This window comes from Colwellia sp. NW0002-52-1 (assembly GCF_057550865.1).
Window position 1 is genome coordinate 87,285 of record NZ_BAAJLU010000002.1, and the last position, 20,053, is coordinate 107,337.

Below are 20,053 nucleotides of genomic sequence, written 5' to 3' on the forward strand. Positions count from 1 at the left end.
TTAAACAACTGAAATTAGTGTTTACGCTATTCTTTTGCTTTTCGATAAACGTATCTTTTTGGATCTATTTGCTTATTATTACGTAAAATTTCATAGTGCACGTGTGGACCTGTTGAACGGCCTGTACTGCCCATTTTAGCAATAACTTGTCCTTTATTAACTACATCGCCAACCGAAACGAGTATATCTTTATTGTGTCCGTAACGCGTTTTTAAGCCATCGCCATGATTAATTTCAATTAATTTACCATAACCGTATCGATCACTAGCCCAACTTACGACACCTGAAGCGGTAGCAATAATATCGGCATTTTCTTTCCCGGCGAAGTCAACCCCCTTGTGCATGGCTGCTCTGCCACTAAAAGGGTCTTTGCGAATACCGTAGTACGAAGACAACCAACCTTTAACAATTGGTCGACCAGACAGATACCTTGTATTTTCTATATGGTGACCAAAACTGACAGATTCAAGCATTTTTAATTGTTTTTCTTCATGTGCTAAGGTTTTTTCCAATGTTGTTATACTGAGTAGCAAATCAGTTAAGCTTTCTTGCTTATCCTCACTACTTTGAATCATTGGGCCACCACTTGGTGGAGATTGCTGAAAATTAAATTCGTTGTCTGGAATATTAGCTTCTTCTGCTAATCGATCTCCAAGCGCATTTAATCGCAGCACCTGACTTTGCAACTCAGCCAATTTCATCGTAACTGCTGTTACTTGGCTATTGACCTTAGGAGTGTCGTTATCAGGCAAACTAGACATGCCATAGATTGGATTTTTAGGTACATCATCGGCAGAAACAACTAAATGAACAATAAAGCCAGAAACTAGCGCAAAGGCTGTTATTGCAGATAACCAATGTAGCTTATTTAGCTTCATTGAAAATCTAACGTTCTTTCCACGGTATAGTAATGTTAAACTCATAATTCATTCATAGTTTAGAGCTGACTTATGGCAAGAAAATCTAAAATCCCTACAGATATGTCAGCGCTGTTTAATTCAACGTCAGGCACTTTGGCACAAATAGCCGCAAAAACCAACTCTTTAACAGTATTGTCAGACATTGTACGACAAATCTGCCCCGACCTACCAGCGGATGTGTGGAAAATAGCCAATTTCAGGGCTAATGCAATCGTTATAGAAGTTAATTCTGCCGTTTGGAGCCAACGACTACAATTTGAAAAAATAAATATCTGCCGAGAGTTAATCAGAGTAACTGACAATGTTTATAATCAAGTAGAGATCAAAATTACACCTTTTCGGCAGAAAGCTCCCGAAAAAACCATAATACCCAATGCAATTAACTCAACCATTTCAGCCACAACGGCCGCCCATTTATTAAAAATTGCTGAAACGGCTCCTGATAGTTTGCGTAAAAAACTTGAAAAGTTAGCTGCCCACGCTAAAAAATAAGTTTAGAGTTTCATCGAACCATAACAAGATAAGCAGCACTCATTATTCAGCGTTCGGGTTATCTCTAATTATTAATCCCGAGCAAAGCCATTACGATTGCCTGTTCTTAACTTAAAATTTCCGACGAAAACTTATTTATTTTATCTATAACTTTCGCTATAACTTTTATTTTGATTATTATTTTTAGCTATAAAAAAACCAGTCATTGACTGGTTTTAATTGCTTATGCCGTAATAAGGTAATCGTTAGAACGATGTCGCTTCGATTTCTTGGTACTGGATAGGAGACTCTGTAGCGTCTTCAAATGTTACCCATTCCCAACAATCTACTTGCTTAAACACTTCACGTAATAATATGTTGTTTAAAGCATGACCCGATTTAAAGGCATTAAGTTCACCTAAAATACTTACACCGCTCATGTATAAATCACCAATGGCGTCAAGAATTTTATGTTTTACGAACTCGTCATCGTAACGAAGATCATCTTTATTTAGCATGCGATATTCGTCTAATACAATGGCATTTTCTAAACTGCCGCCTAGCGCTAAATTATGAGAACGTAAAAATTCAATGTCTTTCATAAAACCAAAGGTACGTGCACGACTAATTTCTTTGATAAATGAACAGCTTGAAAGGTCCATACTCATCGCTTGACAAGTATTTACGATCACTGGATGTTCGAATTCAATGGCAAAGTTTACACGAAATCCTTCATAAGGCTTTAATTCAGCCCATTTATCGCCTTCTTCAACACGAATAGTTTTAGTAATGCGTAAAAAGCGTTTGGCAACATTTGATGTTGCAATACCTACCGACTGTATTAAGTATACAAAGGGTAAAGCACTGCCATCCATAATTGGAATCTCAGGTGAATCAACCTCAACAATCAGGTTGTCAATACCTAAGCCTGCAACGGCAGAGAGCAAATGTTCGACGGTGGAAATCTGAACACCTTGCTCATTCACTAAACAGGTACATAGGGTAGTTTCGCCCACAGCTTCTGGTGTCGCGGGGATATCGACAACAGGAGCTAAATCAACTCTGCGAAAAATAATACCGGTGTTAGCAGGCGCAGGACGGAGAGTGATCTGCACCTTTTCACCTTTGTGTAACCCTACGCCTATGGCAGAGACACTTTCTTTTAATGTACGTTGTTTAATCATAAATAGCCTTCTTAAGCCTATATTTTATATTTATTAGCCGCCACTGATTTCAGCGGAGACGTAATATATCAAAAAAGCCTAACAAAATCAATATTCCAACTTTTTTAGCATTATTACTAAAGCATTTTTAGGGCAATTAGTCAGCCTGTTTTCTTAGAAATGCAGGGATATCTAAGTAGTCATCAAGCTCTGTCGCTGCTACTTTTTGAGCTTGAGCATTTGCTTCAGGCATAGTAACTGGGCTAGCTGATAACTCAGGTTGTGCACTTGGGATATAATCACCACCAACCACCTGTGGTTCAGCAACTGGAGTTGGGTTAACCAAAGTAATATCTGGTTTACGCTCTGCGCCAATTCCTGTAGCAACAACCGTTACTCGTAAGTCTTCAGTCATTTCAGGATCGATTACTGCACCAACAACAACCGTGGCATTTTCTGATGAAAACGCTTTAACCATGTTACCTACTGTTTCAAACTCATCAATACTGATATCCATACCGGCAGTAATATTAACTAAGATACCACGAGCGCCAGCTAAGTCTACATCTTCAAGTAACGGACTTGAAATTGCGGCTTCAGCTGCTTCTTCAGCACGGTCTGGACCTGATGCGGTTCCTGAACCCATCATAGCCGTACCCATTTCAGACATCACGGTTCTTACATCGGCGAAATCGACGTTGATTAGACCTGGGCGAGTAATAAGTTCAGCAATACCCTGAACCGCACCTAATAGAACATCATTTGCGGCTTTAAATGCATCTAATAAACTCGTGCCTGGGCCTAATACTTTTAATAGCTTTTCATTTGGAATAGTGATCAATGAGTCAACATTTTTTGATAAAAACTCAATTCCTTGATCCGCATAGTTCATGCGTTTTTTACCTTCAAAAGGGAAAGGCTTAGTGACTACCGCCACAGTTAATATGCCCATTTCTTTTGCGATCTCTGCTACTACTGGTGCTGCACCTGTACCTGTACCGCCGCCCATTCCGGCTGCGATAAATACCATATCAGCACCTTTTAGTGCTTCTTTAATTGTGTCTCTATCTTCTTCTGCACTACGACGACCAATTTCTGGGTTTGCGCCTGCGCCAAGACCTTTTGTAACATCATGGCCTAGTTGCAAAGTTACATTAGCTGCCGAGTTGCGTAATGCTTGCGAGTCAGTATTTGCAGTAATAAACTCAACACCTTCGATGGTTTGTAAAACCATGTGCTCTACTGCATTACCACCACCGCCACCAACGCCTATTACTTTGATGACTGCTTCTTCGTTATGATCTTCCATTAATTCAAACATTTTATTATCTCCGATTTTTATTACGTTTTGTTCCACCAAAACTCTTTTCTTCATTTTTAAGTAGTCGCTATTGCCACTAATTAAAATTCGCCTTTAAACCAAGCCAGTATTTTCGAACCAATACTGCCAACTGACTCGCTTTTCTTTTGTTCTTTATTTTGTTGCTGACTAGCTTGCATGCCGTAATGCAACAAACCTACCACTGTCGAGTACGTTGGGTCATTTACATACTCTTTCAATCCACAGACATCAGAAGGTTGAGCTATACGAGCTGGCATTTGAAATACTTCTTCTGCAAACTCAACTACACCTTCCATTTTTGCGGTACCGCCGGTTAATACATAACCCGCTGCGATTTGATCTTCTAAACCACACTCTCTTAATTCTTCTTGTATTAGCTCAAATAACTCTTGATATCTAGGCTCTACAACTTCAGCCAAAGTATGACGAGACATTGAACGCGCTGGGCGTCCGCCAACACTAGGTACTTCAATATTCTCTTCCATGCTAACCATTTGGCGCAAAGCACAAGCGTATTGCACTTTAATGTCTTCTGCGTGACTTAATGGTGTACGGAATATCTTTGCAATATCGCTAGTTACTTGGTTACCAGCTACAGGAATTACCGCGGTATGACGTAAAGCGCCACCGGTAAATACGGCAATATCCATAGTGCCAGCGCCCATATCAACCACACAAATGCCGAGCTCTTTTTCATCATCGGTTAAAACAGCATAGCTAGAAGCAAGGGCAGAAAAAATTAATTGATCTGCCTTTAAGTCACAACGTTCAACACATTTAACAATGTTTTTTGCCATGTCATTTGCACAGGTTACAATATGCACTTTGGCTTCCATTCTTACACCAGACATACCAATTGGGCTTTTTATGCCGTCTTGACAGTCAATACTGTATTCTTGAGGCAGTACATGTAGCATGCGACGTTCAGCAGAAATTGGGACTGATCGCGCAGTATGAATTACGTTGTCTACATCGTCCTGCAATACTTCTTTGTCGTTAATTGGCACCATACCGTTTTCATTTTGACAACTGATATGCTTACCAGAAATGCCAAGATATACTGAAGTTATATGACAATCAGCCATTAATTCAGCTTCGTTAATTGCACGTTGAATTGACTGAATAACGAGGTTTAAGTCATTAACACCGCCTTTATCCATGCCTCGTGCAGGTTGATTTCCAACCCCTACGATACTGAGTTGGTTATCAGGCGTTATTTCGCCAACAGCTACTGAAATTTTTGACGTTCCAATATCTAATCCAACCACTAAATTTCTTTCAGTTATTTTTGACATTAAGGCTAAACTCTTTCTTTATTATTCGCGGTCTTCCAACCAACGGCTAAACCGGTATCGTATCTCAGGTCAACATAATCAACTTGTTGACCTTCCTTTTTTTGCAATTTAATTTCGGGATAAATATCCATAAAACGCTGTATGCGCTCTACGCGATTATCACGTCCTAAATTAATGGTAACGCCATCATTTAAGATAAGCTGCCAAGCAAAACGCTCGGTCAGTACTAATTCATCAATCGCTAATTCGCTAAAATCTAATAACTTATTCAAATTAACAAAGTTTTCTAAAGCAATTAGCTCACTACCTTCAGGGCCATAAAACGCCGGTAATTTTTTCACTAAGCGCTGAACATCCGCCTGAAAAGCCTTACCATTAGCATTTATTAAAAAGTCTCCATTCCAGTGCGCAATAGGCTTTTGATCAACGACATATATTTTTAATTCATTCGGCCACTTCTTACGTACAGATACCGAGTAAACCCAAGGCAACAAGGCAACTTTCTGTTGAACATCGTTTACATCTAGATTGAAAAAATTACCCAAATTAACTTTTTCTATGGCGCCTTCAATATCAACCCGCGTTGTATACGGCATTTCGCCGGCTATCGCAATAGAAGTTACCGGTGCAGACTCTTCTGCACTCATTTTTTTATTCAGAAAAAAGCCAAATGTTAAAATACCAACAATAACCGCAACAAAAAATGCAACACCGAGCCAAAAAGACCAATGCAGCTTTGATATTTCTTCCCTTAAAGGAAGTTGCTGTTCTGCGGCAATTGCCATAATTTACACGCTACCTTCTGCGCTCAATGCAACAATTTTTGTCACTAGTTCGCTAAAACTTAAACCAAATACTTTTGCTGCTTTGGGTACTAATGATGTTTCTGTCATACCCGGCACGGTATTGACTTCTAATATCTGCCATTGTCCTTGATTGTTTCGCATAACATCTACGCGCCCCCAACCTTTAGCACCTGTAGCATTAAACGCTTGTAATGCTATTGATTGCAGTTCAGTTTCATCTTCTTCTGACAATGAGCAAGGGCAGTGATATTGCGTTGTGTTCGCTTTATATTTCGCATCGTAATCGTAAAAGTCGTTTGGCGTTTCCATATGAATAACAGGCAATGCCGTTTGTCCTAATATCGCGATGGTATACTCAGGTCCTTGAACCCATGCTTCTACCAATATTTGCTGGTCATAGTTAAAGGCTGTAACAAGTGCCTGATGTAATTCATCAGCATTATTAGCTTTAGACATGCCTATGCTAGAGCCTTCGTGAGCTGGTTTTACCATGACCACGTTACCAAGCTGTTGCAAAATTATTGCTGCATCTGCCATTTGATATTGAGCTTTATCAACAATGGCAAACGCTGCTGTTGGTAAATTTAAAGCCTGAAATACTTGCTTACTGCGAATTTTATCCATCGATAACGCAGAGCCTAAAACGCCAGAGCCTGTGTATGGAATATTCATATACTCCAATGCACCTTGAACACAGCCGTCTTCACCACCTCGACCATGTAATGCAATAAACACGCGATCGATAGCTAATTTATCTAACTCACTTAAACAGAAACCTTTGGTATCAATAAGTTGCACTTCAAAACCTGCGGATTCTAAACCTTTAGCAACCGCGATACCAGAATTTAATGACACGTCTCTTTCTGCTGATGTACCGCCATATAACACGGCTAATTTTTGTTCCAATAAAGGTTTCATTAATTGGCCACCTTTAATTTTTTATCTGCTGCTAAATTTCGAGCAATAGCGCCAATATTGCCTGCACCTTGAGTAATAACCATGTCACCATCTTGTAGTTGTGCTGCAATTAATTCTGCTAATTTGTCGCTGTCGCTCACATATATAGGCTCTATTTGGCCACGCAATCGAATACTACGCGCTAAGCTTTTACTGTCAGCATTGGCAATGGGTGCCTCGCCTGCGGCATAAACATCGAGTAAGAATAAGCAATCGACTTCCGATAATACTTCAACGAAGTCTTCATACAGATCACGAGTACGTGAATATCTGTGCGGCTGAAATACCATAATTAACCTTTTTTCAGGCCAACCTTTACGCATAGCAGATATGGTTGCTTTAACTTCTGTTGGATGATGACCGTAATCATCAATTAACATCATTTCGCCTTGTGGTGTTTGCAATTCAGCCAGTTTTTCAAAGCGTCTACCAATACCTGCAAAACCTTGTAGGGCCTGTTGAATGGCAATATCGTCAACACCTTCATCAATGGCAACGGCAACACCCGCTAGGGCATTTAACACATTATGCTCACCTGGCAAGTTAACACTAATAGCTAAAGGTGCGCTGTCTTGACGCTCAACCACGAATGAACTCATACCACCCGATTGCTGATATTGAGTTGCTCTTACGTCGGCATCTTCGCAAAAGCCGTAAGTAATTACTTGGCGGCTAATACGCGGTAAAATTTCTCGCACCACTGGGTTATCTAAACAAACAACCGCTAAACCATAAAAAGGCAGGTTATGTAAAAACTCAATATAGGTATCTTTAAGTTTTTCGAAGTCTCCTTCGTAGGTTTCCATGTGATCTTCATCAATATTAGTGATCACCGAGACCATAGGTTGTAAGTGTAAAAATGACGCGTCACTTTCATCTGCTTCAGCAATTAAATATCGGCTGCTCCCTAAACGTGCATTAGTACCGGCACTGTTTAACAAGCCACCGATAACAAAGGTAGGATCTAAATTTGCTTGCGCAAAAATACTGGCGATTAAGCTTGTAGTGGTAGTTTTTCCATGAGTACCGGCAATGGCAATACCATGTCGAAAACGCATTAACTCTGCTAGCATTTCTGCTCTGCGTACCACAGGAATACGTTGTTCATGTGCAGCGACTAATTCTGGATTTTCAGGATCAATCGCTGTTGATACCACAATCACACTTGCCCCGCTAACGTTATCAGCGTGATGACCAATAGTAACGTTTGCTCCAAGAGCGATTAAGCGTTTAACAACCTGATTTTCACCAATGTCTGAGCCGGTAATTTGATAGCCTTCATTTAACAATACTTCAGCAATTCCGCCCATACCTGCGCCACCAATGCCAACAAAGTGGATGGTTTTAACACGGCGCATTTCTGGCACCCTGTTGTTGCTCATATTAGAACCGTTATTGTTGCTATTTACTGCTGTCATTGTATTACTCATAATTTTGCTACATCGATACAAGCTGATGAAACCAAGTTTGTGGCATCAGCATGGGCAGCATTATGTGCTGCTTTAGACATTTGCTGCACAACTTTGTCAGATATAAACAAGCTGTTAAGCATTTGCCCAAGGGTTGTACCGTTAAATTCTTTTTGTGCGATTAGCTTTGCCGCACCACAATTAACTAAATACATCGCGTTTTTGGTTTGATGATCATCTACCGCATGAGGTAAAGGTACGAATATCGCTGGCTTTGCCGCCATGGCTAATTCCGATACAGTAAGTGCACCTGCTCGACAAATAACAACATCGGCCCATTCGTAGGCAGCTGCCATATCGTCTATAAACTCTGTTACCTTGACCTTTTCTTCAGGTAGACCGTAATCTTGATAACTTTTCAATACCGCTTGTTCGTTGCCACCGCCGGTTTGATGCCAAACATCAATACTTTGTACTTTAATTTGGTTCATTGCTTGCGGAACAACGTCATTCAGTATTTTTGCCCCTAAACTACCACCAACAACCAGCACTTTTTTACTGGTAGCCGGTTGCTCAGGCACGGTATGTTTAATCGCAATAATATCGCTGCGTAATGGGTTACCCACAACTTTTGAGCTAACGCGTTGACTAAATGCCCCCGGAAATGCGCTTAACGTTGTGGTTGCGATATATGAAAGAAAGCGATTGCTCATACCAGCAACAGCGTTTTGTTCATGTAACACCAACGGAATACCTAAAACCCAGGCTGCTACTCCACCAGGAGCACTTGCATATCCGCCCATGCCTAGTACAACATCGGGCTTAACTTTGCGTAAAATTTTGATCGACTGCATTACTGATTGCAAAATTTTAAACGGTGTTTTCAGCCAGGTTTGCCAGTTTTTATTGCGCACACCGGCCATATTAATAAATGAAATGGGGTAGCCATTTTTAGGGACTAGCTCAGCTTCCATTCGCTGAGCTGTGCCAAGCCAATGGATATTCCATCCTTGTTTAGCTAATGCATCAGCCACAGCAATACCCGGGAATATATGCCCGCCGGTTCCGCCTGCCATTACTAACAGAGTTGGACGTTTAACATCATGACTTACTTGATCAGTCATTTTCGCCCTCGATAATTTTTGTTTTTTTCACTTTACTTGCTTTCTTCTTAGTACTTTTATGTGTACCCGTCGCGCGACTGGTTGCTTGAATACTTTGTAATCTTATTTCGTGATCAATACGGATTAACACAGCCACTGACATGGTCATGATGATCATTGAACTTCCGCCATAACTAATAAGCGGCATGGTCAATCCTTTGGTTGGCACTATGCCAGCACTTGCGCCAATATTTACTGCCGCCTGGAAACAAAACCAAATACCAATCGCATAGGCAAAAAAACCTTCAAAATATTTCTCTTGATTAACCGCTTTTCTACCGAGTAATAACGCCTTAAATACTAAGGTCATACTCAATAACAAAATAACGCTAATACCAATAAAACCCATTTCTTCAGCTAATACTGCCATAACGAAATCGGTATGTGCTTCAGGTAAATATTCTAACTTTTGTACACTGTTACCTAAACCTTGACCAAAGGTTTCGCCGCGACCATAAGCCATTAACGATTGAGTTAACTGATAACCACTACCAAATGGATCTTTCCATGGGTCAAGAAAGCCCGTTACCCTAGCCCAACGATAGGGCGAGAAGTAAGCCAACATTGACAGCAAAGTGATACCGACACCTGAAATAGCAATAAATTGCCAAAGCTTTGCGCCTGCCAAAAATAATAAGCCAAAGGTTGTAACAAACATCACGATAATGGTACCTAAGTCAGGCTGCATCAGTAACAAGCCGCTTAGCGCACCAAAAACAACAAGAGGCTTAGCAAAGCCTTTGACATTTTCCATTACTTCATCACGCCTTCTGACGAGATAAGCTGACAAATAACAGAAGAAAAATAGTTTCGCAGGCTCTGCCGCTTGAATAGTAATAGGGCCAATTGCTATCCAACGTGTAGAGCCATTAACATTTCGGCCAACCACTAGCACAATCACTAACAAAACAATGGCCATTAGCAGTAATTTACTACTGTATTCATGCCAGCGCTGCATGGGTATTTGTAATGTTAGGGCCGCAACACCTAGACTCAAGACGATATAAACCATATGTCTAACAATGAAGTGGAATGGGTTATCAAATATACGTTCAGCAACTGGCATAGAGGAACTTGCTACCATAATTAAGCCGATCATATACATGCTCAGTGCAAGTAGTACATATCCTCGGTCAAAGGTGGCAACCGAGCGAGATTCCACTTGAAGCCAGCTTGGTAATGTCCACTGTGACAAATTGGCAAAAGAGACTGACATTACACAGACTCCTTTGACATTAATACTGACTTGATAAATACCACACCACGTTCAACATAATTAGCGAACATATCTAAACTTGCACAAGCAGGTGATAGTAAAACCATATCGCCTTTAATAGCGTGCTTTTTAGCTAATGCGACTGCGGCGGATAATGAGTCAACGTGTACTGTTTTTTCATCTTGATTAGGCAAGCGCAATGAAGCAATAGCGCGTCCGTCTTTACCAAGCGTTATTAAATAGTCAACATGCTGGGTTAATGCTTGAGTAAGCGGTGTAAAATCTGCCCCTTTACCATCACCACCAGCAATTAAAATTAGTTTATGGTTTTGTAAGCTTGGTGATAAGCCTTCAATAGCAGCCAGAGTTGCGCCTACATTGGTTGCTTTTGAATCGTTAACCCAACGAATTCCGTCAGTTGTGTCGAGAACTTCACAGCGATGTGCAAGGCCTTTAAAGGTCATTAAACTGGCTAACATGGCTGGAATATCCCAACCTGCGCATTTTCCTAACGCTAATACCGCTAAATAATTAACCGCATTGTGAATACCTTGCAATGGTAACTCAGCTAAAGCACATAACGCGGTTGAGCCTTGCATTAAATGGTGAACATTATCGATATTAGCTAAGCCAAAGTTGTTATCTTGTGCTGAATCATGACCAAAACTTAACTGGCTAGCTTGGGTAATATCACTATTGGGCTGCGTTAAGTTATCGTTGCGGTTAAACAGGGCGTAAGTGGCGTTGTGATAAATCTTTTGTTTGATAGCGCTATAGTTATCGATAGTTTTATGGCGATCTAAATGATCATCACTGACATTTAATACCGTGGCTGCTAATGCCTTCATGCTTTTAACGGTTTCTAATTGAAAACTAGATAACTCCAGCACAATAAAATCAACGTTTGGTTGCTCTATTTGATCAAGTACTGGCAAGCCAATATTACCGCCTAATTGCACACAATAGCCTAACGCATTACCGACATAATTTAGCATCGACACCACGGTTGATTTACCGTTTGAGCCGGTTACGGCAATTATCGGTGTATCACTTAATCGGCAAAATAGTTCTATATCACCAATAACATCACAATTTTTATTAATAGCGTTACTAATAGTCGGTTCATTGATATCGATACCTGGGCTAACAATTAACACTTCTGCTTGCGCAATAAGCGCTTGATCCCAGCGACCTAAAACTAAAGTATTTTCAGCAAATTGATGTTTAAAGTCACCCGGTGAAATCGGCATGTCTCGGCTATCGTTAACCGCAAAGGCTAGTTCATGATGATGTAAAAAACGCGCGCACGATAATCCCGTGATCCCAATACCTAAGATCACGATTCGTTTATTTGCTAATTGCGTCGTTACCGACTGATGCAATTGTTTATTCACGCGTTTATATTTACCTTAATTTCAGAGTGGCTAAGCCAATCAACACTAACACTAAAGAAATTATCCAAAAGCGAACAATCACTCTTGGCTCGGGCCAACCTTTTAATTCGTAATGATGATGAATAGGTGCCATGCGGAAGATGCGCTGACCACGCAACTTGAATGATCCCACCTGTAAAATTACCGACAATGTTTCGATAACAAATACACCACCCATAATAAATAAAACTAACTCTTGTCTAACCAACACGGCAATAACACCTAGTGCTGCACCTAAAGCCAACGAGCCCACATCGCCCATAAAAACTTGTGCTGGGTAAGTGTTAAACCATAAAAATCCTAAGCCTGCGCCCACAATGGCCGTACATACCACCACCAGTTCACTCGCTAAAGCAATGTGTGGAATGTGTAAGTATTCAGAAAAGTTTGCATTACCTGTCATGTAAGCAAATACTGCAAACGCCCCTGCCACCATAATGGTTGGCACAATAGCTAAACCATCAAGTCCATCAGTTAAGTTAACGGCGTTACTTGTACCGACAATAACGAAGTACACTAAGCCGATATAAAGTAAGCCAAGTTGTGGTAAAACATTTTTCACAAAAGGGATCAGTAACGTTGTTTCTTCAGGGCTTTGCGCAAACCAATATAAAAATATCGCGGTCGCTAAACCAATTACGGTTTGCCAAAAGTACTTCCAGCGGGCAATCAGGCCATTAGAGTCTTTGCGAATGACTTTGCGATAGTCATCTACAAAGCCAATTAGTCCAAAACTCAATAATACAAATAGCACCACCCAAACGTAGGCATTAGTTAAATCAGCCCATAATAAAACGCTCACCGCTATTGACGCTAATATTAAAATTCCGCCCATGGTTGGCGTACCTGATTTAACTAAATGACTTTCTGGGCCATCGTCTCGAACCGTTTGACCAATTTGCATATTCTGCAAGGCACGGATTAATTTAGGGCCAAAATATAATGAGATAATCAACGCGGTAAGCGTAGATATAATCGCTCGAAACGTTAAATACGAAAAGACGTTAAAAAATGAATAAAACTGGGTGAGATACTCACCTAACCAAAGTAACATTATGCCTGCTCCTGAATAGCTTGACTGTTATGCCATTGAATAATATCAGCTACTACGTATTCCATATGAGCACTGCGTGAACCTTTTACTAAGATAGTCACCGGCTGTTCTTCACCCTGAAGTAACAGTTGTAATCGTGACAATAAATTTTCTTTACTACTAAAATGTTGAGATTGCTCTTGCTGCCCTTGATAAAAGGCATCTGAGGCATTTTGGCTTAACACACCTAGCGTGAGTAAGTCGTCGATTTGATTACTTTTTGCATGTTCACCTACTTCTTGGTGATATCGACGCGCTTCTCCACCTAATTCACCCATATCACCCAGAATAAGAATCCTGCGACCGGAGTAACTGGCGAGTAAATCTGACGCGGCATTAATTGATTCGACATTCGCGTTATAGGTGTCGTCAATTAACTTAGTTTGGTGATTAAGTTGATGTAAGTTTAAACGCCCTTTTACCTCACTCATTTGCGCTAGCCCTAAACGAATATCGTCTAAACTTGCACCAAACTCTAAAGCAATAGTTGCCGCGGCTACAGCGTTACATACGTTGTGATGCCCTGGCACAGTTAACTTAATGGAGGTATTTCCCAAAGAGGTTGTTAAGGTAAAATTCGCACAACCATTTTCGTCGAGCGTTTCTTGTTGGCTATAACAGTCAGCAATATCTTTACATGAAAAACGTAATACTTTTTTATCTGTTAAACGCCATTGCCACTTGTCAGCCCATTGCGTGTCTTGATTATAAATTGCTACGCCACCAGCCGTTAAACCAGAAAAAATTTCACCCTTAGCACGCGCTACACCACATAAATCGCCAAAGCCTTCTAAATGAGCGGCAGCAATATTATTAATAATGGCCACATCGGGTTTTACCAGTGCTGAAGTATATGCGATTTCACCGATATGGTTTGCGCCTAATTCCACAACCGCAAAGTCATGTTGAGCTTCTAAACGCAGCAAGGTTAAAGGCACGCCAATATCGTTATTGAAGTTACCATTTGTCGCCAATACATTGCCTAAGCGACTTAAAATAGCTGCCACCATTTCTTTCACAGTGGTTTTGCCACTACTACCAGTAATAGCTACAGTTTTTGGCGCTACTTTCGCTTTCACATAAGCACCTATTTCACCTAATGCTTTGTGAGTGTCTTTAACAATGATTTGAGGAATAGACAGATCTGCTTGTGCTTTTTGCACGATTGCCGCACTACAACCCAATTCAGCCGCTTGCGTTAAAAATTTATGGCCGTCAAAATTTGGGCCTTGTAATGCTAAGAAGACATCACCTGTACTCAGTGCTCTACTGTCAGTACCAATGGCATTAATGGTGATATTCTCACCGATTAACTCGCCATTAACCGCTTGTGCAAGTTCAATTAAGGTTAACGCTATCATAATGTTACCCCTTGCTCTGCTGCTTGTTCTGACTGTGCAGAATAAAAGCTTTGTACCACGGCACGTTCGTCATAATGGTGTTTTTGCGTACCGAAAATAATATAATCTTCGTGACCTTTTCCGGCACAAAGCACCACATCATCAGCATCTGCTTTTTCCAACGCCGTTAGTACCGCCGTTGTTCTATCAAGGATTTTTTCAAAACCTGTATTTTTGGTGAAACCGGCAATAATATCTGCCGCTATTGCTTCAGGATCTTCACTGCGAGGATTGTCGTTAGTAATAATAATGTGATCCGCTTTATTTTCAGCAACCTGAGCCATTAGCGCACGCTTACCTACATCTCTATCGCCACCACAACCAAAAACTAACCATAACTTGCCATGGCAATGTAAACGACAAGCATCTAAAGCGCTCGCTAAGGCATCCGGAGTATGAGCGTAGTCAACAACAGCGGTAGGTTTAGCTGTGCCAGAGAATGCTTCCATACGACCTATAATCGGTTCGAGTTGTGTAATGGCTTCAGCGATTGTTATTAAGTCTATTTTTTCAACCATTAACACTGCAATTGCCGCTAACAAATTCTCAACATTGAAGTCACCAAGTAAACGGCTTCGAATTTCACATTCGCCTTGCTCAGTTACTAATTGGAAACTAACGCCAGTAGCGGAGTGTTTAACTTGTTTTGCCTGTGCGAAGCGTTGATAGTTGGCAACGTTTTCATCGCGACCATAAACTACAACAGCTTGTGTAGACGGCCAATTCTCTAACCATGTTTTCGCTTGAGGATCATCGCCATTAATTATCGCTACTTGCTTATTATCACCAGTAAATATCGCTTTTTTCGCATCAGCATAGGCAGCCATTGTGTGGTGATAATCTAAATGATCACGACTCAAATTAGTAAAGACAGCGGTCTTAAATAATGTTGCATCAACACGTTTTTGCGCTAAAGCATGCGACGACACTTCCATAGCTACATCGGTTATTTTGTTGTTCGAAAATAACGCCAATAATTGATGCAATTCGGTAGCACCCGGCGTGGTGTTTTCAATGGTTTGCAAGTTGGCTAGCTTACCGGCGCCATTAGTGCCAATAACAGCGCAATTTTTCTGGCAATAATCGAGTAAATTAGCAATAATTTGGCTTGTGCTGGTTTTACCATTGGTGCCAGTAATACCAATAATGTTCAACGACTTTTGTGGCTCACCATAAAACACTTTTGCAACATTAAATAAATTATTGTTAAGCGCAAAGTAGCTTAATATCGGGGTTTCTAGGCCTGAAGCTTGTCCTAACCATGTCAATTGCCCGTGCTCAGTAATATCGGTAGTTTCTTGCAATATCATTGCACTATTTGCTGATATCGCTTGAGCTACATATTCGCGACCATCACGTAAGCTGCCAATAACCGCACAGAATACATCTCCCGATTTTAAAGCGCGTGTATCGTTAACTAAATCAGCTTTAGATGCAGAATTTTGCTGAGCCAAGTGTGCTTTAAGCTGCGCCAAATCAGTGGTTGAAAGTGTAATTTTACCCAAGCGCAAAACCGCCTTAATAGCGGTATAATTTTTGGCGTTATTAGAAACGTCTAAAGCGTGATCAAACATGGTCACGCTCCTTAGGGGTAGTTTTAATTTTTTTCTCGGTTTGAACCGAAGTAATTCTGGTGTTCGCATCAGGCGGAACATTGAGTAGCCGCAGCGTTCCCTTCATAATTCGAGAAAACACCGGAGCGGCAACTTCACCACCGTGATATAAATCACCACCTGGGTCATCGATTACCACCACTACAGCAATTTCTGGATCAGATATTGGCGCAACCCCGGCAAATAAACCAACATAGTCATTACCGTAACCACCGGCAAATGCTTTAATTGCTGTACCACTTTTTCCACCAACACGATAACCGTCAACTTTAGCTACGGTATAATGTTCGTCAACTACATGCTCAAGCATTTCTACAACATTTTGGCTGTTTTCAGCTGAAAAAATACGTTCATGTTTTAGCTTTGCTAGTGATTCTGTATCTTGTTTTAAAATAGTAAGTGGTGTTTTAATACCGCCATTAGCCAAGGTTGTATAGAACCGTGCCAGCTGAATTGGCGTAATGGCTACACCATGACCCCATGATAACGTTGCTAACTCAAATTTCGACCATCGTGCTCTGTCATGCATCATGCCTGAACTTTCGCCAACTAAGCCTGTGCCGGTATCTTCAGAGAAGCCAGCATCAAAAAACTTATCAATTAAATAATCTTTAGGTACCGATAAGGCCAGTTTAGTCGTGCCCATATTTGAAGAATGCACGAGCAACTCTGCTAATGAAATTTTGCCTAAATAGCGAGGATCAGAAACACGACTGCCGCCTAAGCGCATCCAGCCTGGGTAAGTATCTACAATACTATCTTTTTTCACGCTACCAAATTCTAAAGCCGTTAACACGGTTAATGGCTTCATAGTTGAACCTGGCTCATAGATATCGGTAATCGCCCGATTACGAAAGCGATGAATAGCCACACCTGAGCGGTTATTTGGATTATATGAAGGGCTGTTAACTAAGGCTAAAACCTCCCCCGTATTAACATTAGTAACAACGGCTGAACCCGAAGTTGCTTTAAAGGCTTTAACGGCACCTTTTAGTTCACGATAAGCAAGTGCTTGAACACGTTGGTCGATGCTCAAGGTAATTGTTTTAGCTTGTGTTGATGCTTTTACAGAGACAATTTCAATTTTGCGACCTTTGGCATCTTTACGGTATTGCTTCTCACCGTCTTCACCCGTTAACAGTTGGTCATAAACTCGCTCAACCCCTTCAATACCTTTATCATCAACATTGGTAAAGCCAACAATATGTGCGCTTATTTCACCGGCAGGGTAGAAACGTTTAGATTCTTTGCGTAAATGAATACCCGGAATTTTTAATTCTTGAATATAGTTTGCCATTGCTGGCGCGACTTTACGTTCGATATAAACAAAACGTTTAGTTGGATTTTTAGTTACACGTACTTTGAGCTTGTTAACGTCTTGTCCTAATACGTCAGCTAATGCTTGCCAATGTTCAGTCATTGCCAAAGCGTTAGTATCGAAAATAATTTTAGGATCAGCCCAAACGGTTTCTACTGGAACACTTACCGCTAGCTCGTTGCCATTACGATCTACAATTGAGCCTCGTTGTACTGTTTTAGTATTAGTGCGAAGCGAGCGGTTGTCACCTTGCTTCTTTAGCATGTCAGGTTCAAATACCTGTATGTAAGCGGTACGAGCCATTAAGCCAGCATAAATCAGCACAACAGCGCCTAGCACAACGTAAAAACGCCATGCTACCGTGTTTGGATTATACTGTGCTGATTTTTTCATTGCCTACCCGTGCTAATAAATCATGGTAATTTAATAATAATTTCCGAGCTTGAGTCTGGTCTTGTCATATTCAGTTGCTTTTCTGCACTGCTTTCAATCGCACTATGTTCTGCCAAACTATTTTGCTCTAAAACCAAGTTACGCCATTCGTTTTCTAAAGTGTCACGCTCGCTGAGTAGCATTTCAATTTTACTGGTCGTCAGTCGATTTAAGTGCGTGAAGTAAATCACCGAAAATGCTGAAATTAATACCAATAACAAAATGCCATAAATCAATATATGTCGGCGAATGTCATGCCAAATATCAAGTGCTAACACAACTTTCTGGGTTGCCATACTCAAGCGCCAAAGTTAGCGCGCTAATCTCTGAGCAACTCTAAGTACTGAGCTACGAGAACGCACATTTTCTTCCACTTCATCTTTACTTGGCTTTAACTTACGACCAATTAAACTCAAGTTTTTACCTTTATTTAGTTCTTCTTCGCTGATTGGCATACCGCGTGGTACTTTTTTACCTTGCGAATGCTTTTTCATAAACTGTTTTACTAAACGATCTTCAAGCGAATGAAAGCTGATAACAACCAAACGCCCTTCAGTAGCCAATACCGACAAAGACGCCGACAATACTTTCTCTATTTGCTCTAATTCGCTATTGATATACATACGAATGGCTTGAAAGCTTCGTGTTGCCGGATGTTTTTTAATTTCTCTTTGTGGTGCAGTTTTTTTAATTAACTGTGCTAATTGGCCGGTGCGTGTTAATGCGGTAACTTCACGCTCGTCAACAATGGCATTTGCAATGCGCCATGCATGTTTTTCTTCACCAAAAGTACGTAGTACCCAAGTAATATCTTCAACATCAGCAACGGCTAGCCATTCTGCTGCAGTTTGGCCACGTGAGGTATCCATGCGCATATCAAGCGGGCCATCTTTCATAAAGCTAAAGCCACGCTCTGCTTCATCAAGTTGTGGCGAAGACACTCCAAGATCCAATAGAATACCGTCAATTTTTTCAACTAACTGATGCTTCTCAACAATCATTGCTAAGTCAGCAAAACCATGATGTTCAATAACAAAACGCTTATCATCAGCATATTTTTGAGCTGCAGCTATTGCAGATGGATCACGGTCAATCGCGATTAAACGCCCATTAGGGCCTAGGTTTTCAAGAATTAATCCCGAATGTCCACCGCGCCCAAAAGTACAGTCGATATAAATACCATCTGGTTTAATCGCAAGCCCTGTAATTGACTCGGCAAGTAGTACTGAAATATGTGCATTATCGTGTTGCATTATGTGTTTATTGACACCATTTTGTTTTCATTATTTTGTTGCGAGATTTGTTATAACGACAAATCAAGTAATCGGTCAGTGAGCTCTATTTCACCTGACTGAATTTTTGCAATACCTTGCTGCATTTGTGCTTGCCAGGCATTTTCGCTCCAGATTTCGAACTTTCTTAACTGCCCAACTAACATTAAGCCTTTTTCTAAACCGGCGTGTTGTCGCAGAGGCCCATTAATTAATAAACGACCACTTTTATCTATTTCACAATCTGAGGCGTTACCTAATAACACTTGCTGTAAAAGTCGCTCTTGCGGATTCATACTCGATAAACCACAAAGCTTTAATTCTATTTCTTCCCATTCAGGGAGCGGGTAAAGTAATAAACACGGATGTTGAATATCAACAGTACAAACCATTTTTCCTTGGCAATCGGCAAACAGCTCCTCGCGGTACCTTGTAGGTATCGTGATTCTATTTTTGCTGTCGAGCGTTATTGCGCTAGTGCCTCTGTACATAATCCACTTTGTTTATTTGGGATCTCTGTTGATCCACTTATTCCCACTTTTCCCCACAATGGTACAGTTTAGTGAGTAAAGTAAACTTATGTCAAGCAAAGTTTTGTAATTTGATCGCGCTGAGTGCCTAGAAAATAAAGGCTTTTAGGGAAGTGAATGAATTTGTGGGCTTTTGTGGATCGCTTGCCCAATTTGCTCTGAAAAATTAATTATTTTTCACTTAGAATGATGTTTTACTGTCACAGATCGGCGACAGTGGT

18 protein-coding genes are annotated in these 20,053 nt (G+C 40.7%); 1 reads left to right on the forward strand and 17 read right to left on the reverse strand.

Features of this window, described 5'->3' with window-relative positions:
- Positions 1–26: 26 nt before the first annotated feature.
- Positions 27–923 carry a M23 family metallopeptidase gene (locus tag AC27H3_RS03040; RefSeq protein WP_487103618.1) on the reverse strand — a complete coding sequence of 299 codons (897 nt, stop codon included), beginning with the start codon at positions 921–923 and terminating at the stop codon, positions 27–29.
- Positions 924–950: 27 nt separating this feature from the next.
- Here AC27H3_RS03040 and AC27H3_RS03045 point away from each other — a divergent pair, with 27 nt between their 5' ends.
- Entirely contained in the window at positions 951–1,412 is a 462-nt protein-coding gene (locus tag AC27H3_RS03045; protein ID WP_487103620.1) for a DUF721 domain-containing protein, read from the forward strand.
- Between the two features lie 245 nt (positions 1,413–1,657).
- Here AC27H3_RS03045 and lpxC read toward each other — a convergent pair whose 3' ends face one another.
- The 16 genes from lpxC to mraZ all read right to left on the reverse strand — a co-directional run bounded on the left by lpxC (position 1,658) and on the right by mraZ (position 19,793).
- Positions 1,658–2,575: a UDP-3-O-acyl-N-acetylglucosamine deacetylase gene (gene lpxC / locus AC27H3_RS03050; RefSeq protein ID WP_487103622.1), complete on the reverse strand. Its 918-nt coding sequence runs from the start codon at positions 2,573–2,575 to the stop codon at positions 1,658–1,660.
- Between the two features lie 136 nt (positions 2,576–2,711).
- Positions 2,712–3,875: a cell division protein FtsZ gene (gene ftsZ / locus AC27H3_RS03055; RefSeq protein WP_487103976.1), complete on the reverse strand. Its 1,164-nt coding sequence runs from the start codon at positions 3,873–3,875 to the stop codon at positions 2,712–2,714.
- A gap of 80 nt (positions 3,876–3,955) precedes the next feature.
- A complete protein-coding gene (gene ftsA / locus AC27H3_RS03060; protein ID WP_487103624.1) occupies positions 3,956–5,191 on the reverse strand; it encodes a cell division protein FtsA in 1,236 nt (411 codons plus the stop codon).
- 5 nt (positions 5,192–5,196) lie between these two features.
- Positions 5,197–5,976: a cell division protein FtsQ/DivIB gene (locus tag AC27H3_RS03065; protein WP_487103626.1), complete on the reverse strand. Its 780-nt coding sequence runs from the start codon at positions 5,974–5,976 to the stop codon at positions 5,197–5,199.
- 3 nt (positions 5,977–5,979) lie between these two features.
- Positions 5,980–6,915 carry a D-alanine--D-alanine ligase gene (locus tag AC27H3_RS03070; RefSeq protein ID WP_487103628.1) on the reverse strand — a complete coding sequence of 312 codons (936 nt, stop codon included), beginning with the start codon at positions 6,913–6,915 and terminating at the stop codon, positions 5,980–5,982.
- Positions 6,915–8,336, reverse strand: coding sequence for a UDP-N-acetylmuramate--L-alanine ligase (gene murC / locus AC27H3_RS03075; RefSeq protein WP_487103978.1), 1,422 nt, complete (start codon positions 8,334–8,336; stop codon positions 6,915–6,917). The genes AC27H3_RS03070 and murC overlap by 1 nt, the downstream gene beginning before the upstream one ends.
- 44 nt (positions 8,337–8,380) lie before the next feature.
- Positions 8,381–9,487, reverse strand: a complete 1,107-nt coding sequence (gene murG, locus AC27H3_RS03080; protein WP_487103630.1) for an undecaprenyldiphospho-muramoylpentapeptide beta-N-acetylglucosaminyltransferase — start codon at positions 9,485–9,487, stop codon at positions 8,381–8,383.
- Entirely contained in the window at positions 9,480–10,742 is a 1,263-nt protein-coding gene (ftsW, locus tag AC27H3_RS03085; RefSeq protein ID WP_487103632.1) for a cell division protein FtsW, read from the reverse strand. Before ftsW ends, murG begins: the two co-directional genes overlap by 8 nt.
- Entirely contained in the window at positions 10,742–12,136 is a 1,395-nt protein-coding gene (murD, locus tag AC27H3_RS03090) for a UDP-N-acetylmuramoyl-L-alanine--D-glutamate ligase (RefSeq protein ID WP_487103634.1), read from the reverse strand. The genes ftsW and murD overlap by 1 nt, the downstream gene beginning before the upstream one ends.
- A 10-nt stretch (positions 12,137–12,146) precedes the next feature.
- On the reverse strand, positions 12,147–13,229 hold the full coding sequence (gene mraY, locus AC27H3_RS03095) for a phospho-N-acetylmuramoyl-pentapeptide-transferase (RefSeq protein ID WP_487103636.1): 1,083 nt from the start codon (positions 13,227–13,229) through the stop codon (positions 12,147–12,149).
- Positions 13,229–14,629, reverse strand: coding sequence for a UDP-N-acetylmuramoyl-tripeptide--D-alanyl-D-alanine ligase (locus tag AC27H3_RS03100; protein ID WP_487103638.1), 1,401 nt, complete (start codon positions 14,627–14,629; stop codon positions 13,229–13,231). The genes mraY and AC27H3_RS03100 overlap by 1 nt, the downstream gene beginning before the upstream one ends.
- Positions 14,626–16,242 carry a UDP-N-acetylmuramoyl-L-alanyl-D-glutamate--2,6-diaminopimelate ligase gene (locus AC27H3_RS03105; protein ID WP_487103640.1) on the reverse strand — a complete coding sequence of 539 codons (1,617 nt, stop codon included), beginning with the start codon at positions 16,240–16,242 and terminating at the stop codon, positions 14,626–14,628. The genes AC27H3_RS03100 and AC27H3_RS03105 overlap by 4 nt, the downstream gene beginning before the upstream one ends.
- Positions 16,235–17,992 (reverse strand): peptidoglycan D,D-transpeptidase FtsI family protein, encoded by a 1,758-nt coding sequence (locus AC27H3_RS03110; protein WP_487103642.1) that lies wholly within the window; start codon positions 17,990–17,992, stop codon positions 16,235–16,237. The genes AC27H3_RS03105 and AC27H3_RS03110 overlap by 8 nt, the downstream gene beginning before the upstream one ends.
- A 20-nt stretch (positions 17,993–18,012) precedes the next feature.
- A complete protein-coding gene (gene ftsL, locus AC27H3_RS03115; protein ID WP_085301147.1) occupies positions 18,013–18,327 on the reverse strand; it encodes a cell division protein FtsL in 315 nt (104 codons plus the stop codon).
- Positions 18,328–18,342: 15 nt separating this feature from the next.
- Positions 18,343–19,284, reverse strand: a complete 942-nt coding sequence (rsmH, locus tag AC27H3_RS03120; protein WP_487103644.1) for a 16S rRNA (cytosine(1402)-N(4))-methyltransferase RsmH — start codon at positions 19,282–19,284, stop codon at positions 18,343–18,345.
- A 50-nt stretch (positions 19,285–19,334) separates the two neighbouring features.
- Positions 19,335–19,793 carry a division/cell wall cluster transcriptional repressor MraZ gene (gene mraZ, locus AC27H3_RS03125; protein WP_085301145.1) on the reverse strand — a complete coding sequence of 153 codons (459 nt, stop codon included), beginning with the start codon at positions 19,791–19,793 and terminating at the stop codon, positions 19,335–19,337.
- Between the last annotated feature and the right edge of the window lie 260 nt (positions 19,794–20,053).

Excerpts from the sequence above, each read along its gene's own strand:
- AC27H3_RS03040 (WP_487103618.1), bottom strand. The coding sequence starts at position 923 with ATGAGTTTAACATTACTATACCGTGGAAAGAACGTTAGATTTTCAATG.
- AC27H3_RS03045 (WP_487103620.1), top strand. The coding sequence starts at position 951 with ATGGCAAGAAAATCTAAAATCCCTACAGATATGTCAGCGCTGTTTAAT.
- lpxC (WP_487103622.1), bottom strand. The coding sequence starts at position 2,575 with ATGATTAAACAACGTACATTAAAAGAAAGTGTCTCTGCCATAGGCGTA.
- ftsZ (WP_487103976.1), bottom strand. The coding sequence starts at position 3,875 with ATGTTTGAATTAATGGAAGATCATAACGAAGAAGCAGTCATCAAAGTA.
- ftsA (WP_487103624.1), bottom strand. The coding sequence starts at position 5,191 with ATGTCAAAAATAACTGAAAGAAATTTAGTGGTTGGATTAGATATTGGA.
- AC27H3_RS03065 (WP_487103626.1), bottom strand. The coding sequence starts at position 5,976 with ATGGCAATTGCCGCAGAACAGCAACTTCCTTTAAGGGAAGAAATATCA.
- AC27H3_RS03070 (WP_487103628.1), bottom strand. The coding sequence starts at position 6,915 with ATGAAACCTTTATTGGAACAAAAATTAGCCGTGTTATATGGCGGTACA.
- murC (WP_487103978.1), bottom strand. The coding sequence starts at position 8,336 with ATGAGCAACAACAGGGTGCCAGAAATGCGCCGTGTTAAAACCATCCAC.
- murG (WP_487103630.1), bottom strand. The coding sequence starts at position 9,487 with ATGACTGATCAAGTAAGTCATGATGTTAAACGTCCAACTCTGTTAGTA.
- ftsW (WP_487103632.1), bottom strand. The coding sequence starts at position 10,742 with ATGTCAGTCTCTTTTGCCAATTTGTCACAGTGGACATTACCAAGCTGG.
- mraY (WP_487103636.1), bottom strand. The coding sequence starts at position 13,229 with ATGTTACTTTGGTTAGGTGAGTATCTCACCCAGTTTTATTCATTTTTT.
- AC27H3_RS03100 (WP_487103638.1), bottom strand. The coding sequence starts at position 14,629 with ATGATAGCGTTAACCTTAATTGAACTTGCACAAGCGGTTAATGGCGAG.
- AC27H3_RS03105 (WP_487103640.1), bottom strand. The coding sequence starts at position 16,242 with ATGTTTGATCACGCTTTAGACGTTTCTAATAACGCCAAAAATTATACC.
- AC27H3_RS03110 (WP_487103642.1), bottom strand. The coding sequence starts at position 17,992 with ATGAAAAAATCAGCACAGTATAATCCAAACACGGTAGCATGGCGTTTT.
- ftsL (WP_085301147.1), bottom strand. The coding sequence starts at position 18,327 with ATGGCAACCCAGAAAGTTGTGTTAGCACTTGATATTTGGCATGACATT.
- rsmH (WP_487103644.1), bottom strand. The coding sequence starts at position 19,284 with ATGCAACACGATAATGCACATATTTCAGTACTACTTGCCGAGTCAATT.
- mraZ (WP_085301145.1), bottom strand. The coding sequence starts at position 19,793 with ATGTACAGAGGCACTAGCGCAATAACGCTCGACAGCAAAAATAGAATC.